We start from the raw sequence: 14,429 nt of genomic DNA, 5'->3' as shown, positions 1-14,429 counted from the left end.
CTGGGGAATTTGATAACTGGTAATAGGAATCGAGGAGATCACGTATGGAAATAATCGAATATGACTGGGTAAAGCAAACGCGTCACATTCTTTTAGCACAATGTCGCATGTTAAGTGAGCAGGAGCTCGTTGCGGAGTCAAATTTTGGCTTCCTCAGTATTAAGGCGACGCTCGTGCATATCGCTGGATGCTATCATGCATGGATTGGGTCTTTTTTATTCACCCAAACAAAGACGCCCATACGTACAAAAGAGCAAGCAGCTAGCATGACATTTGACGACATTGAGCAGTATTTTGAGGAAGCGGATACGTATGTTGCAAAGCTTTTTGCACAGGGAGTGAACTGGGATGAGCCTATAGAGCAGGAGCTTCCTTGGAGAGCGGATAGTGGCATCGTTCGGAAATCTCTGAGGCAGTTACTTATGCATGCAGTGACACATGAATTTCATCATAAGGGCCAAGTTGTCGCCATGCTGCGCCAACTTGGTCATGCCCCACAAAATACCGATATATTAGGATTAGAATGAACTGATACAAGAAAAGCAACAGTATGTCCATAAAGAGGTTGGGACAAAACACGTTATTTTCTTTTTTTTATCGTTCGCAATGACAAACCGGAACCGCGTCACAGCGAGATTCCGGTTTTTCTTATGCTCATAGGAGAGGTTGTTTTTATACGTATGTCCCAGCCTCTTATTTTTGTGTGAAAAATACCGAGATAACGGTATGATAGAAAGAAAGATTATTGAAGAGGAGGGAGCATATGGAACAGTATAAAAAATTTATTCATGCGATTTGGTTGGATTTTAGTCATCATTGGTATTATTTTTTATTAGTTATTACCGGCACGAATATTTTATTAGAAGCCATTGTCATTCCATTATTCCGATTTAGCTTATCAGCGGTGCTAGAGCTTGGGAATATTACATATTTATCGTACACAAATGCCCTGCCGCTGTTTATTCAGCATCCATTTGTTGCACTCGGACTTGTTGTCGTTGTCGCTATACTACTCTTTATTACGTTTATTCAATTTGTTTTTGTGCTACGCGGTATTATTCAAATTAAACAACATTGCTTTAATCTGAAGACACTTGTAAAGGAAGTCTATCAGGTTGTCACGCATACTAACTGGAAAACATTTAGTTTATTCTTTTGTTATTTAGGCTTTTTACTACCATTTTTCAATGTTTTCTTTTTAAATTCACCACTCTTAAGTAAACTTGTTTTTCCAAAATTTATTTATGATGAGATTGTTAATAATCCGTTTTATATGACGGGATTTGCGCTCATTATTGCGGGACTTTTTTATATTGGTATTCGCTCAGTATTTACACTACCGGAGCTTATTATACGACCAAAAGGCTTTAGAGCAGCATTAGCTTTAAGCTGGGGACGCACAAATAAACGCTTTTTCCATTATGCGATTCGCTATACATGGATTGCGGTGACGATTTTTACAATCTCTAATGCAATTTATTTTGGTGTGTACTTTTTACAAATGGGCTTTGATTTATTACCATCTCCAATTCCTGTCACTGCAGTAATTATCAATTTAACGATTGTGAAAATTGTTCATTTACTCGTCAATGTTTTTGCGGTAGTGGCCTATAGCTCGGTATTTTTAAATGAATTGATTGTGGCGGATGAGGAGGAGCATGTAGAACCGACACGTTTTACATATCGCTATAAGCATTGGTTTTTAATTGCCGGTGTGCTACTTTTAACGATTTATAATGGAATTTCCTCTGCTGATACGATTGATAAAGGAACTGAAACCATTTCACATCGCGGCGTAACAAGCGGCAATGGTGTACAAAATACGATTCCTGCAATGAAAAAAACGATAAAATATTATCAACCAGATTATATCGAGATGGATGTACAGGAAACAAAGGATCATAAATACGTTGTTGTGCATGATAAAAATTTAAAGAAATTAGCAGGTGTTGATAAGAAGCCGCAGGAGCTTACATTAAAGCAGTTAAAGAAAATGACGGTACGTGAAAATGGTTATGAGGCGAAAATTGCGAGCTTCGATGACTATTTAAAGGTAGCGAATAGGCATCATCAAAAATTATTAGTAGAATTAAAAACGTCATCTTCTGATTCGAAGGAAATGGTTCCACGATTTATCAAGCAATACGAAAAGAACTTTGAAAAAATGGGCATATCCTGCAGACACTCAGCCACAAGGCGGCAGATGAACTAAAGCAGGAGGACCCTGAAGCCTTTGTGAGCTATATTTTACCTTTTAATTTTTCATTCCCAACAACGGACTTTGACGCGTATACAATGGAGCAAACAACGTTAAATTCATCCTTCATTGGCAAGGCATTGATGATGAATAAAAAAGTCTATGTCTGGACGGTCAATGACAAGAAGGATATGCGACAATCACTCTATTTGAATGTAGACGGTATTATTACAGATGAAATGGGTACATTAAACCAAGAGATTGCTGCATTCGAAAAAGAGCCGACGTTTGCGGAATTTTTATTAACCTATACGACCATCTATTTAGAAAATGAGTAAAGACATAGAAGTAATAAATCTCTAGGTCATTTTTGAATACCTAGTATACGATTGGAGATGCTGTTATGAATAAAAAATATATTGCGGTATTTTTACTGCTCTTTTCATCATCACTTATGCTCGGTCTAGCTTTAAAAAATACAGTAGATTATGCGATGCTTATTGCGTATGGAGTAGGAGGCCTGTTTTTAATAGGCGCGCTTTACTTTGCGCTAACGCAAAAAGAGGGCAATCCTCAAAAATAAAAAGTAGTACTTATATAAAAAAAACGTCCCGAGATTTTTCTCGGGACGTTTTTTTATTGCTGTTGCCACGCTTCTGATAAGTAGTTATCATCCATTTGATACTGAGGTTTGGTTGTATCTTTTATAAATGATTGAAGGGCCTTATCGACATCAATCCAACCGCGCCATCCTAAGTGAATCGTATCTTGCATAAAGTACGGCTCGGCAGATTTTTTCGTGAAGTCAGCGACATGATAGAAGCCTTGTTCATTCAATTGTGTCGTGATTTTCGTTGCGAATTGTTGAACCATTTCTTGTGATAGGCCTGTGTAGTCACTCCATTTTTCATTAATCGGTGGAATAATAAACAGAACATCGGCATTTTGAGCGGCAATTTGATTTAAAACAAGTTGGAAGTCCGCGAACTCAGGCCCTTTTGTATAATCAAGATTTTGCTGCTTATCTTTTAATGTTTCAACACGATCTTTTAAGTTTTTATTATAAAAGTCATTTGAGATGCCTAAATCATTCGAAGAAGTCTCTTTAGCGCCAAGCTCATTTGCTAAAGCAAGCCATTCTTGTTGATTTTCTGTAGTAGGCAGCATGTTTTCAAAGTCATGAATTTTCGATAAATTGTTTGATGCCCGCATATTCATTGTACCGAATAGGCGGTCCTCACGATTTAATACACGATATTCAAGCTTCAAATCACGTACTTGTTTTTCAGAAAGAGCAGTGCCATGCATGATTTGCTGTAAATTCTCTTTCATCGTAGGTGAATTTTGAATATTTTCAAATTGTAAAAGACGCTTTGCATAATACTGCTCATAAGCGGTCACTTTTTTCGTATGCATCATCCAGTGATATAACTGTAGTTTTGAAAAATGTGCTGCAAAATAATCTTCTTTCACACCATTTTCAACGAACCACTGAGGTGAAATAATAAAGACCATTTTTTTATTCGTCAGTGCTTGTTGACTGTTGTTCATAATCGCGTAATGCATGAGTGATTGTGTACCAGGTGCGCCAATTAGAAATGGCGTATAATCACGATCATATTTGTAAGATAAGACCGATGGGTGGAACGGACTAAATCGGCTCAGCTCAGATGAGCCAAAAAACGGAATATATTCGGATTGTTTAAGCGCAGATTTTGTTAAGTCACTGCCTTGTATAACAGTGTCTGCCATAGAGCTACTTGCTTGCTCCAATACTTTGTTGTTTGTAATAGCTGAGTTAGCAGGTGTTAAAAAGATAATCCCTACAATCATGACAGCGATAATAAGTGGTCCAAAAGCAAAGAAAAGCTTTTTCTTCATGATTATGCTAGGCTTCCGACTGTCGCGATGATTTTATTTGGTGTGCGCCAGTCTTCACGTTCAAAGTCAGAAACAGGTACTTGAATACCTAATTGACCATCAATTTCAACAAGTAATTGTACGGTTCCGAATGAATCTAAAATACCTTCCTCGTATAAATCTAAATCTAAATCGTCTCGTACATCCGCACCTGTAACTTCTTCTAAAATTGCTAATAATGTTTCGTTCATGTGTTATTCTCCTTTAGTTAAAAAATAGTTTGTCCAAAATTCCTGAGAAAATCAGGAAGCTCACGCAGACAATGTGGAATGTCACAACCACTGCCAATGCATGTGTCCACTTGTTAGATGGCCATGTTTTGTGTTTTTTCTTAAGACGTAGCCACCAGTCATTTACGCAAATAGCTGTTGCGTGGAAGACGCCATATAAAATGTAATACCATGTAAAGCCATGCCAGAAGCCCATCAGTAGGAATAAACCAAAGTACCCTACATTTGAAGCGACAATACGGCTTTTAAATACTTTTTTCTTGATGAGTAAGAACATTAAACGCATATAGACATAATCTCGGAACCATGTAGAAAGCGAGATATGCCAGCGATTCCAGAACTCTTTAATATTCCAAGAAGCAAATGGCTTATTAAAGTTCATTGGTGTATGATAACCCATTAAATTACTGACACCTACAGCAAATAGGCTATAACCGGCAAAATCAAAGAATAAGTAAAGACTGTATGTATACATATAGCCAAGCAGATCCCATGAGAAGAAGCCCGCAGAAAGTGTCGCCTTTTCAAATGATGGCAGTAGTACACTGCCAAGATAGTAGCCAAGAATGAATTTGTATAAGAAGCCCATGAAAATACGCTGAATCCCTAGCTGTAGCATTCCTGCATACTCTTCACGCTGTGGTGCAGTATGCAATTCTTTTTGGAATCGACGGAAACGGTCGATTGGTCCAGATGAAATAGTTGGGAAGAATAGTAGGAAACGGATATAATCCCATACATTGTATGTTTTCAGCACACCGTCTCTAAATTCAATCAGCACTTGCACACTTTTAAATGTTAAATAAGAAATGCCTAAAAATCCGATAAACGATAGATGGATATCAAATAGAGGGAAAAATTTCGTTAAAAATAACGGTAAGATGGCGAGTGCAATACTCGTGTAAAAAATGCTCGTTTGATTATGATTGATACGGTATTTTTGATACGCCGCTACAAGGATGGTTTGCCAAATGACGTACAAAATAAGCGCGACACCCTGTTTCCAGCTCTCGCCACCAAAACTAATGTATAAGAAAAATAATGTGACCAGGCTTTGATACCATGGTAATCGTTTACCCTTCCATAGCATAAACAGCATTAATGGAATTAACGCGATCAGCACGTAAATAAAATACATTGGGTTCGCGTAGGGAATAAGTGAAGGAATGTTCTCTATCATTGATTCACCTCAGCCATTAACGCTTTGCGGTCAATTTTACCGTTTGGTGTAATCGGTAAATTGGCTTTATAAATAAAGCGCTGTGGCATCATATAATCCATCATTTTCTCGGATGCCTCTTGTTTAATGGCACGTGTTAATTTGAAATCTTTATCAAATGGTGATTCATTTGATACGATAATCGCCACGAGCTGATGGACTTTTTCTCTTTCAATTTTGGCACCACAATGGCTTGTTTGACATATTGGCATTGTGCTAAATGATGGTCTACTTCTTCAAGTTCGATACGATGTCCATGCAGTTTCACTTGGAAATCAATACGTCCTTCATAAAAAAGTAAATCATCTTTTAATGAACCCGCATCACCTGTATGATAGGCGGGCACTCCATCTAATGTGAAAAAGGCTTCAGCTGTTTTTTCAGCATTGTTTAAATAGCCTTTTGAGATAGAAGGACCTGAAAGAATAATTTCGTTTGTTTTTTCATCAATGACGACGCGTGTATCCGCTTTAACATAGCCAATAGGAAGTCGTTCATGGGCAGCTAGAACCTCATCGGTAATCTCAACAGCTGAAACAGCAACGGTTGCCTCTGTAGGGCCGTATGTGTTGAAAACGCGCGCTTGTGGGAAACGTTCGCGTAATGTGATGGCTGTTGAGCGTGCTAGTTCTTCACCACAGAATAAGAATGTAGAAATAGAAGGGTAATGTGCTTCATCGAATTTCTCATCCATCAAGCAAATGTCTATAAATGATGGTGTTGAAATCCAATTGTTTACATGTAATTGCGGTAATCGCGTGAAAAGATCTTTAAAATTAATGACCTCATGTTTATGAAGTGGTGATAGCATACCACCTGAAGCGAGTGCCGGATAAAGCCCCATGACAGATAAATCGAATGAATACGCTGCCTGTGCTAAATAATTTTGACCAGGTTTTAATGAAAAGGCTTCAATCATCCAATCTACGAAGCTACATAAATTGTCATGACTAATTTGCACGCCCTTTGGAACACCAGTCGTGCCTGATGTGAAAATGATGTAATATGTTTCTTTTTGCTGTACACCTGAAAATTCTGTTTGAACGAGCCCATCAAATTTTTTGATTTTTGACCATGCAACAATTGGTGTAGATGAAACAAAACTAGCATCTTCATTAACCATGACAACTAATGAAGGATCTGCTGTTTCTAAAATTAATTGTAGTCTGTCATTTGGTGTATCTGAAGAGATGGGGATATATGCAATCCCTGCTTTTGTGGCGCCTAAAAACATTGCCACCATCTCAAATTGTAAGTCACCAAAAATAATAACAGGCTTTTTGCTTTGAATTGTTTGTTGTAAAAAACTTGCGGCAATATTACTGTAATGTTCTAGCTCACCATATGTATAATCTTTGTTACTTGTTTTATACATAATGCGATTCGGATCATCTACAGCCCATTGCTTCATTTTTTCCAACATCGTTTTATTGTCCACACTAAAACTCATTGTAAATAAATGAACCTCCTTGAATATCTTTGTAGTGATATAAATACAACAGCACGATTAAAATGACTGTGTAAAAAACGGTACTACCCGTAAAAATAAGCCAAGAGGTTTTCTTTTCTTTGTCCACAGTGAAGTCCTCCTTTTTATTTCCAAATATGACTTAAAAATAACATGGTTAATATCGTAACATAAAAGTCATGATTGTAAAAATAAATTTACAATTGAAATAAAACTCTTTGTTAGGAGCGCTATACTGTAATGAAAAGTTCCAAATTTAATGGAAATCCCATTCTTTATTACTAAAGACTATTTAAAATGGATGAAAAAGGAATTTAAAATTGGTAATTAGTTATTTGCATTCAATCTTTTTGTACTAATAAGCGAATCTTGTTTTTAAGAATATCTTAAAAAATCTTATTTTAAAAAAAGTATAGAAAGCGATAATAAGTTGTTTTTTGCTGGATATATTCTGACTGGAAATAAGATGAAATTCGATAGTATCGTGGCTATTCGTTATAACTAATTATGATAAAAAGCTGGAATCCATTAACGTAGAATTTCGGCTTTTCTTTATTCAAAAAAATGCATAAAAAGTTATATAGATTTTTCTGTATACATTATAAAAAATTTTAATTTGAAACTAAGCATGTTCTAGAATGGATGTTTAAACGAATTAAAGGATAGGAATGATGTAAAAAGGGAGGCGATTTATTTTGAAAAAATGGATAGTTAGCACAGCAATTGTTTTGGGGTTGAGTGCAGTTTCTGCAGAGGTGATACCAAATGGTTCAGTAGAAGCACAGGCAAAGTCTTATAATATGAGTGAAAAATTTGCGGAAAATCTACGCAAAGGAACATTACCGCGTACAAGCGGAAAAATTGGTATGACGTATAAAACACTCATAAAAAAGGAAAAAGGAAAAGCAATTATTGATGGGGATCCACCCGTTTATCGTACAACTATTGGAGATAACTTTCTTTTCAACAAATTTGCGAAAAATAAAATTCCCAAAGATGCTAAAGTAAAAGGAATTTTTCGTGTGTATGATTATAAAATTTCATCTACATCTGTCAAAAAACATTTCGGAAAATCATATAAAGCATACAATCAATCAGGAAAGAAAGTGTCTATTCATGTGTATAAAACGGGTAAATACTATACGCATATAGAAGTCCATAAAGGAAAAACATATGTTGATATTGGAACGAAATCTACAATCAAATATGTGACATCAACAGGTACATGGTATAAATAAATAGAAGCTGGAATCCTATTTTAATGGATTTCAGCTTTTTTATTTGAGAAGCTATCTTAATTAATACTTTTGTTTTTTAATAAACAAAAGGAGCTGTCCAAGAAATGATTTTCGGGTAGCTTTTGTCTATTTTTGATCATAGAATTCTATCATTTATCGTCTTTTTGAATGGAAATAGAGAAGTTATTACAATATGAGAGGGCTGTGCTAAAGCCAATTTGGGCTTTTAGTACAGCCCTATTTCATGCTTCACCATAATCACATCTCTTAGGAGAAACAAATTTAGGGAATGTTTGAGCTATTTTTTCATAAGTAGAAAATTGAAGTTGATTTGAGATTATTACAATTGAGTCTCCGTCATAACCAATCCAAAATACACTGCTATCGGCTTCCATTTTAACAATGACTGTTTCTCTAATATCACCTTCAAGATTTCCTATCCATTCCCTTTTATCTAGGCTGAATACATTTTTGTTACTAGACCATACCACTAATTCATTTGAAGCACCTAGACTAAGGTAAAAAGGGAACATCAAACCCTTAAGTTTTTTAAGTCCAAGTTTCATTTTATACTTTCTAAAACGCACAACTTGTTTAGAACCATAATGAGTACAATTGTAGCCATCTTTATTTTTTCGTTCAATTACTTCTTAGAATACGGGTTCATTTACTGATAATGACATAAGAGAGTTCATAATCAGACGATGTTTGAATTTTTACAGGCACCAGATAAGGAAACGTTGATTGATTAATAAATAAAAAAAGCGTAGCACATAAGGCTACGCTTTTTTCTATGAGGCAGTTACTTTCACATGGCGACCATGAACGAAGTAATAAATAACAATTGTAATCAGTACTAAAACAGCCATTGATGCATACATACCACGATAGCCAAAATGCGGTAAAATGGCACCGATAATAATAGGGCCAACGCCAATTCCGGCATCCATTGCAATATAGAAAGTTGAGGTTGCTAGACCAATACGGTGATTGGGTGCTAAATTGACAACCGCTACTTGGCTACAAGAAATCATATTCCCGAAGCCTAGCGCGATTAAGGCACTTGCTACAAGCATCATGCCACTACCATATGATTGACTTAAACAGAAAAGACCAATCGTAAATAAAATAAGAGCAGGATAAATGCTAATATTTTCGCCTCGTAAATCGAGTAATTTGCCAGTGAACGGGCGTGAGCATAGTGAGCCGATAACGAAAATACTTGCTGCTAGACCGGCTGTTGTTTGCGAGGCGTTAAATTGTTCGATGGCATACAGTGTCATCGTTGTCATTAATAAATAGAACGTTAAGAATACTAAAAATGCGGTTAGCGTAATAATAATAAAATCTTTCGTCCAAAGTTTGGCTTTTGTCATACTAGTTTGAGTCAACTCCATTGATATTGTTCAACATTTTAAGTAAGGTTTGGAACGTCACATCTAGCTCCTCTTCGGAAATATCTTTAAATGTATTAGCTTCAAAGTTTTTTTTCGCCTGTTTCAAATCATGCTGCGTATCCTGGGCATGACTGCTTAGTATAATGCGGCGCTCTCGGCTATCCTCAGACGGGGCACGTTCAATAAAATCGTGCGCCTCTAAATGCTTGACCGCACGTGTCACAGAAAATTTTTCAACACTTAAATATTTTGCAATGTCCACAAGCGAAGAAGATCCGTCTTTAATTAATTAATTAATAAATACTCGATAATCCCAAGCTGTGACTGTGTTAACTGAAGTGGCGCCATACGATGATTTAAGTCCTTTGTCATCGCACGAGACACTTGAAAGAATTGATGGACGAGGTCGTTTAAGTTGGCCAAATGTTGTCCCTCCTTTAAATAGTTGCATATGCAACTATTTAGTTCGTAGCGTGAGATGTCAATATTTAAATTATTTTTTCATGGAAAGTTGAAAAAAAATGAACGAGCATCGTCTAATAAGAAAGGGGTGAAAAAAGTGGAGGTAAAATGGCGGCGTATTGTCGATAAATATACGAAAAAGCTTTTTCAATTAAGCTATTTGTATGTGAAGGATTTTCATGCTGCGGAGGATATTGTCCAGGATGTATTTCTCCGCTTTTTTGAGAAACAGCATGATTTTAGACAGGAATCCTCAATTGAAACGTATCTAACGCGTATTACGATTAATTGCTCAAAGGACTATTTGAAAAGCTGGCGGTACCGTACGCATCAGGTGACGACGTATTTTACAGGTGGCTATGAAATGAAAAATCAGCTTATTGCAACAGAGGAACGCCTTGAAATTGCTGAAGCGGTGCTACAATTACCGATTAAATATCGTGAAATTATTATTCTTTATTTTTATGAAAATCATTCCTTTGCGGAGATGAGTGAGCTATTGCAGCTACCCATTAGCACAATTCATTACCGCTACAAAAAGGCACAGCAAAAGCTAAAGGAGAAATTGAGCACTTTAGAATGGGAGGGATTATTCCATGAATGAGCTTGAACGACAATTGCATCAAAAAATCGGTGATACTACCGTACATGAGGAGCGTATTAAAAAAAGACTTCATGAAAAAATGCACAAAAAGCGTCAAAAAAAGATGTATTGGCTAGTGCCGGTTGTTGTCATCACACTTTTAATTATCAGCTTACGTCTGCAAGCAACGCCTCCCTTCAAATCAGCGGATTCTTCGGCAGTAATCGAGCAATCTTTTATCACACATGCACAAACAGGTGAACAACTAGCGATTTCAACGGAGTTGTATGATTTATTAATTCGATTTTTAGCAGAAGGGAAAGAGGTTCCGCTTCGCTATACACCCTCTGCCTATGTTAAGCAAGGCTACTATGTAACAGCGGATTGTAAGGAGACCTTCTGTGGTATGTCATTTATCGTTACATCAGGAGACGCGGATTATCTTTCATCCTTTGAAAAGGGGCGCTTGCTGGAGGAACAGCTGTCACCAGACAAAAAAAACGTTATGGCGATAATAGAAAATGAAGACGGCAAACGCTTGAAATTCATTAACAATACAAAGAATGAGCAACATTACCAGACGAATAAACAAGTAAAGAATCTGCGTACGGCAGCATGGATTTCACCAACGAAGATAAGGCTTTATTTTAACGACAAACGAACGAAAGTAATTGAATTGCCAAAAGGGGGCGTATCGAAATGAAAAAAATGGTAGTAAGTGTGGTTGTATGTATATTACTGACGGCTTGTAGTGCGCAAACAACGAGTACTTCATTAGATGGCTTATATTTCACGGGACGGTATAATTCACTGAATTCGCTTGAATTTAAAGGGAATACGTTAATCGTCAAAAAAGGAGAGGATAATATAAAGCCTAGCATGGAGCCTGAGGATGTACGTGTTGTGAAGAATGAGCAGCAGACATATAAGGGGATTCAGGTAGAAATCAAAGATGATAGGTATTATATTACCGGAGATGACGAATTTTCGATGACATTAAAGAAAACAGGAAAACGAATTGTTGAGGATGCGTCTGGTGAGGAATATGTAGCTAGCTATGAATTTTAATAAAAATCCCGCTTCTCCTTTTGAATAGAAGCGGGATTTTTGTGTTGATATGGTATAATAATAGAGCAACAGAGCCTCTCAGAAGGGAGGCGATTTATGGTGCTTGCTCTTGTGTTGCTGCTAGTTACGCCATTTCTATGCGTTCATATCGAACGTGTAGATGGTAAGCTAAAAGTGACGCGCATTTATTTTGGCGTAAACCGAGATAAAAAGGACAAACAAAAAGACACTAATCAAGAAGATTAGCGTCCAATCCTAAATCATTTTAGCTGCTAGGCACAGCTTAAGTGTGTGATCTCTCACATGTACTTTTACTAAACGAGAGCATCAACACTGAAAGTTGGCGCTTCCAGTGAAGACTGTTGCAAAGGTCGATGTTCGCGCATCGGCCTTTTTTATATGTCCAATTGTACCACGAATTTTATAATAAAGACAATAAGCTATCTGATTTTAGATTGTACTGGCCATTGGGTTGCCTTTGTATCGTCACTGCTCTATCATGAATTAATAACCTAAATTTAGGTTTATTAGGAGGAATTTACTCAATGGAAAAATCGTCACTGAAAGTTGTCTTACTTATCATGGTGCTTGCAATCATTCCGCTAGCTGGATGGTCATCGCCTCAGCAGGATTTTAAGGAGCTAGAAAAGAAATATGATGCGCGTCTAGGTATTTATGTAATCGATACCGCAACAAATAAAAAAATAGCGTACCATGCAAATGAACGATTCGCATTTACGTCGACGTATAAGGCACTTGCGGCGGGGGTTTTACTGCAAAACGCTTCATTAGAGCAATTAGAAACGGTTATTCTATATACAAAGGATGATCTTGTCGCATATTCACCCGTGACAGAGCTTTATACAGATACAGGGATGACACTACGAGAAATTAGTGAGGCGGCTGTTCGATACAGTGACAATACAGCAGGGAATCTGTTATTTCATGCAATTGGTGGTCCAAAGGGATTTGAACAAAGCCTTCGCAAAATGGGCGACAAAACAACATACGCTAATCGTTTTGAAACAGAATTGAATACAGCCATTCCAGGAGATAAACGTGACACGAGCACCGCCAAAGCACTCGCAATTGATTTGAAGAAATATACTATCGACAGTACATTATCAATTGAAAAGCGACAGCTTCTACTCGATTGGATGACGGATAATAAAACAGGAGATGCTTTAATTCGTGCAGGCGTTCCAACAGACTGGAAGGTTGTAGATAAGAGTGGTGCCGGAAGCTACGGAACAAGAAATGATATTGCGGTTGTCTTTCCACCAAATCGAGCACCGATTGTTTTAGCTATTCTTTCAAGTAGAAGTGAGCAAAATGCTACATACGATAATCAATTGATTGAAGAGGCAACGCGAGTTATCATAAAATCTTTACACTAAAAAACGAGACTGGGACAAAACACATCATTTTCTTTTTTAAGCGTTCTCAACGAAAAACCGGAACTGCGCCACTGCGCGATTCCGGTTTTTCGTTGCTCATAGGAGCGGTTGTTTTACTCTTATGTTCCAGCTTCTTTTTTTATTTTAGATATAAATGAATATGCTAATGATAATTGCGACAATTATTGTGATAATAATAATTGCTACAAAGAATAATAACACTGACAGAAATGCGCGCCATTTTGAAATAGAAGCCACTTTAGAAATAGTAGAAAGTAAAATGAAAAGTGACCAAAGACTAATAATGACTTCGATAATTAATGCTATGATTTCTGCAATACCACCTACATCTAAGAAAAAGGTATTTGGGGAAGCAAAGCTCCAAATAACGTAAATAGGGAGAACCACTATGTAAGGTGCTTGTGAAATATAAGTTGCCTCACGTATACCTTTCAATGTACATTTTCCACCGACCATCTTCACGCATAAAATTAAAATAAGTGCACCAATCGCAATAAAAAGTATGATTGCTGGGATAGCTAAAACAATCGAAAGAATGAATGTAACAAGTGGTGAGAAAAATAAATTTTCTTCAAATGATGTGATTTGAATCATACATGAATAAATTGTTCCAATACCAATCAATAAGAAAAACAGCCATGATTTAGAAAAAGGTTGTTTTTGAAGCGTTGCAAGTGCAGTTGTTGGGGATTTAATTGCTTGAATTAATATGTCCATCATATACCTCCTTATGAATATGATATCAGAAAAATATTATAAATGTTGAAACAATACCATTTAAAGGAAAAAATGGATGTTATTAAGAACGAATTAATGCCATATTCAACAAGCACGCCGCTTAAATCAGAAAATATCGTTAGAAGTTTTAATAGTGAAATTTTGATTATACATTCGAAAAAAACAACAAGGTTAAACACAAATCTGCGGTTAACCTTGTTGTTTTTTAAATTTGAAAATCGAATAAAAGCGAAGGTACATGGGAAGACAAAGAAATTACAAAGCTTTATGCATTTTACAGAGCTAGACCTTTCTGGAGCGGATTGTTTAATGCGTGCGGCTCGTTTTATTCAAACCTACTATGAGGAGTTTACACCGTATTTACAGGTTGCAGAAAATAACGAGGATAATGAGAAGGTGGGCTTTCAGTTTGGCATTTATAAAAATGGCTATAAAATAGAAAATCAGTTGTTTTATATAATGATTAGTAAAAAACCGGTGCAATTTTAACA

General features: G+C 36.5%; 22 protein-coding genes. 11 read left to right on the top strand and 11 right to left on the bottom strand.

Annotated features, from left to right (window positions below; all coding sequences use genetic code 11):
- Window positions 1-44 precede the first annotated feature (44 nt).
- The 4 genes from KTHG_RS15130 to KTHG_RS15115 all read left to right on the top strand — a co-directional run bounded on the left by KTHG_RS15130 (window position 45) and on the right by KTHG_RS15115 (window position 2,780).
- Window positions 45-527 carry a DinB family protein gene (locus KTHG_RS15130; RefSeq protein ID WP_139994782.1) on the top strand — a complete coding sequence of 161 codons (483 nt, stop codon included), beginning with the start codon at window positions 45-47 and terminating at the stop codon, window positions 525-527.
- Window positions 528-763: 236 nt separating this feature from the next.
- Window positions 764-2,212: a glycerophosphoryl diester phosphodiesterase membrane domain-containing protein gene (locus KTHG_RS15125; RefSeq protein WP_139994780.1), complete on the top strand. Its 1,449-nt coding sequence runs from the start codon at window positions 764-766 to the stop codon at window positions 2,210-2,212.
- A gap of 23 nt (window positions 2,213-2,235) precedes the next feature.
- Entirely contained in the window at window positions 2,236-2,535 is a 300-nt protein-coding gene (locus KTHG_RS15120) for a glycerophosphodiester phosphodiesterase family protein (protein WP_139994778.1), read from the top strand.
- A gap of 65 nt (window positions 2,536-2,600) precedes the next feature.
- Complete coding sequence (locus tag KTHG_RS15115) at window positions 2,601-2,780, top strand: hypothetical protein (protein ID WP_126989877.1); 180 nt, start codon at window positions 2,601-2,603, stop codon at window positions 2,778-2,780.
- Between the two features lie 53 nt (window positions 2,781-2,833).
- Here the strand turns inward: KTHG_RS15115 and dltD are convergent, their stop codons facing one another.
- From dltD to KTHG_RS15090, 6 genes are read right to left on the bottom strand one after another with little or no spacing between them, the layout of a single operon-like run.
- Window positions 2,834-4,078 carry a D-alanyl-lipoteichoic acid biosynthesis protein DltD gene (gene dltD, locus KTHG_RS15110; protein WP_139994776.1) on the bottom strand — a complete coding sequence of 415 codons (1,245 nt, stop codon included), beginning with the start codon at window positions 4,076-4,078 and terminating at the stop codon, window positions 2,834-2,836.
- A gap of 2 nt (window positions 4,079-4,080) precedes the next feature.
- The gene (dltC, locus tag KTHG_RS15105) at window positions 4,081-4,308 is read right to left on the bottom strand and encodes a D-alanine--poly(phosphoribitol) ligase subunit DltC (RefSeq protein ID WP_126989879.1); all 228 of its coding nucleotides are present in this window, start codon (window positions 4,306-4,308) and stop codon (window positions 4,081-4,083) included.
- Between the two features lie 13 nt (window positions 4,309-4,321).
- Window positions 4,322-5,527 carry a D-alanyl-lipoteichoic acid biosynthesis protein DltB gene (gene dltB / locus KTHG_RS15100; protein WP_126989880.1) on the bottom strand — a complete coding sequence of 402 codons (1,206 nt, stop codon included), beginning with the start codon at window positions 5,525-5,527 and terminating at the stop codon, window positions 4,322-4,324.
- Window positions 5,524-5,715 (bottom strand): hypothetical protein, encoded by a 192-nt coding sequence (locus KTHG_RS21665; RefSeq protein WP_222424354.1) that lies wholly within the window; start codon window positions 5,713-5,715, stop codon window positions 5,524-5,526. Before KTHG_RS21665 ends, dltB begins: the two co-directional genes overlap by 4 nt.
- Window positions 5,664-7,016, bottom strand: a complete 1,353-nt coding sequence (gene dltA / locus KTHG_RS15095) for a D-alanine--poly(phosphoribitol) ligase subunit DltA (RefSeq protein ID WP_222424353.1) — start codon at window positions 7,014-7,016, stop codon at window positions 5,664-5,666. Before dltA ends, KTHG_RS21665 begins: the two co-directional genes overlap by 52 nt.
- On the bottom strand, window positions 7,006-7,143 hold the full coding sequence (locus KTHG_RS15090; protein ID WP_126989882.1) for a teichoic acid D-Ala incorporation-associated protein DltX: 138 nt from the start codon (window positions 7,141-7,143) through the stop codon (window positions 7,006-7,008). The genes dltA and KTHG_RS15090 overlap by 11 nt, the downstream gene beginning before the upstream one ends.
- Window positions 7,144-7,729: 586 nt before the next feature.
- Here KTHG_RS15090 and KTHG_RS15085 point away from each other — a divergent pair.
- Window positions 7,730-8,272: a hypothetical protein gene (locus KTHG_RS15085; RefSeq protein ID WP_139994774.1), complete on the top strand. Its 543-nt coding sequence runs from the start codon at window positions 7,730-7,732 to the stop codon at window positions 8,270-8,272.
- A 242-nt stretch (window positions 8,273-8,514) separates the two neighbouring features.
- Here the strand turns inward: KTHG_RS15085 and KTHG_RS15080 are convergent, their stop codons facing one another.
- The 4 genes from KTHG_RS15080 to KTHG_RS21415 all read right to left on the bottom strand — a co-directional run bounded on the left by KTHG_RS15080 (window position 8,515) and on the right by KTHG_RS21415 (window position 10,092).
- On the bottom strand, window positions 8,515-8,838 hold the full coding sequence (locus KTHG_RS15080) for a hypothetical protein (RefSeq protein ID WP_139994772.1): 324 nt from the start codon (window positions 8,836-8,838) through the stop codon (window positions 8,515-8,517).
- A gap of 225 nt (window positions 8,839-9,063) precedes the next feature.
- On the bottom strand, window positions 9,064-9,648 hold the full coding sequence (locus KTHG_RS15075; protein WP_186439647.1) for an MFS transporter: 585 nt from the start codon (window positions 9,646-9,648) through the stop codon (window positions 9,064-9,066).
- Between the two features lies 1 nt (window position 9,649).
- Entirely contained in the window at window positions 9,650-9,955 is a 306-nt protein-coding gene (locus tag KTHG_RS15070) for a MarR family winged helix-turn-helix transcriptional regulator (protein ID WP_139994768.1), read from the bottom strand.
- Window positions 9,955-10,092, bottom strand: a complete 138-nt coding sequence (locus tag KTHG_RS21415; RefSeq protein WP_186439645.1) for a hypothetical protein — start codon at window positions 10,090-10,092, stop codon at window positions 9,955-9,957. Before KTHG_RS21415 ends, KTHG_RS15070 begins: the two co-directional genes overlap by 1 nt.
- Before the next feature lie 136 nt (window positions 10,093-10,228).
- Between KTHG_RS21415 and KTHG_RS15065 the strand changes: the two genes are divergently transcribed.
- The 5 genes from KTHG_RS15065 to bla all read left to right on the top strand — a co-directional run bounded on the left by KTHG_RS15065 (window position 10,229) and on the right by bla (window position 13,179).
- Entirely contained in the window at window positions 10,229-10,735 is a 507-nt protein-coding gene (locus KTHG_RS15065; RefSeq protein WP_126990504.1) for a sigma-70 family RNA polymerase sigma factor, read from the top strand.
- Complete coding sequence (locus KTHG_RS15060; RefSeq protein WP_139994767.1) at window positions 10,728-11,417, top strand: hypothetical protein; 690 nt, start codon at window positions 10,728-10,730, stop codon at window positions 11,415-11,417. Before KTHG_RS15065 ends, KTHG_RS15060 begins: the two co-directional genes overlap by 8 nt.
- Window positions 11,414-11,782 carry a hypothetical protein gene (locus tag KTHG_RS15055; protein WP_126990502.1) on the top strand — a complete coding sequence of 123 codons (369 nt, stop codon included), beginning with the start codon at window positions 11,414-11,416 and terminating at the stop codon, window positions 11,780-11,782. Before KTHG_RS15060 ends, KTHG_RS15055 begins: the two co-directional genes overlap by 4 nt.
- Window positions 11,783-11,878: 96 nt before the next feature.
- On the top strand, window positions 11,879-12,028 hold the full coding sequence (locus KTHG_RS21410; protein WP_186439644.1) for a hypothetical protein: 150 nt from the start codon (window positions 11,879-11,881) through the stop codon (window positions 12,026-12,028).
- Window positions 12,029-12,363: 335 nt separating this feature from the next.
- Complete coding sequence (gene bla, locus KTHG_RS15050) at window positions 12,364-13,179, top strand: class A beta-lactamase (protein ID WP_255512486.1); 816 nt, start codon at window positions 12,364-12,366, stop codon at window positions 13,177-13,179.
- Window positions 13,180-13,323: 144 nt separating this feature from the next.
- On the opposite strand, the gene KTHG_RS15045 is transcribed toward bla, so the two are convergent.
- Window positions 13,324-13,917, bottom strand: coding sequence for a YIP1 family protein (locus KTHG_RS15045; RefSeq protein WP_222424352.1), 594 nt, complete (start codon window positions 13,915-13,917; stop codon window positions 13,324-13,326).
- Between the two features lie 42 nt (window positions 13,918-13,959).
- Here KTHG_RS15045 and KTHG_RS15040 point away from each other — a divergent pair, with 42 nt between their 5' ends.
- Window positions 13,960-14,427, top strand: a complete 468-nt coding sequence (locus KTHG_RS15040; protein ID WP_139994761.1) for a YcdB/YcdC domain-containing protein — start codon at window positions 13,960-13,962, stop codon at window positions 14,425-14,427.
- Window positions 14,428-14,429 lie beyond the last annotated feature (2 nt).

Origin of the sequence: Kurthia sp. Dielmo, assembly GCF_000307285.2 — a bacterium.
Taxonomy (GTDB): Bacteria; Bacillota; Bacilli; order Bacillales_A; family Planococcaceae; genus Kurthia; species Kurthia populi.
Note: the sequence above shows the minus strand (reverse complement) of the source record. Positions and strands in the feature narration are given on the sequence as shown.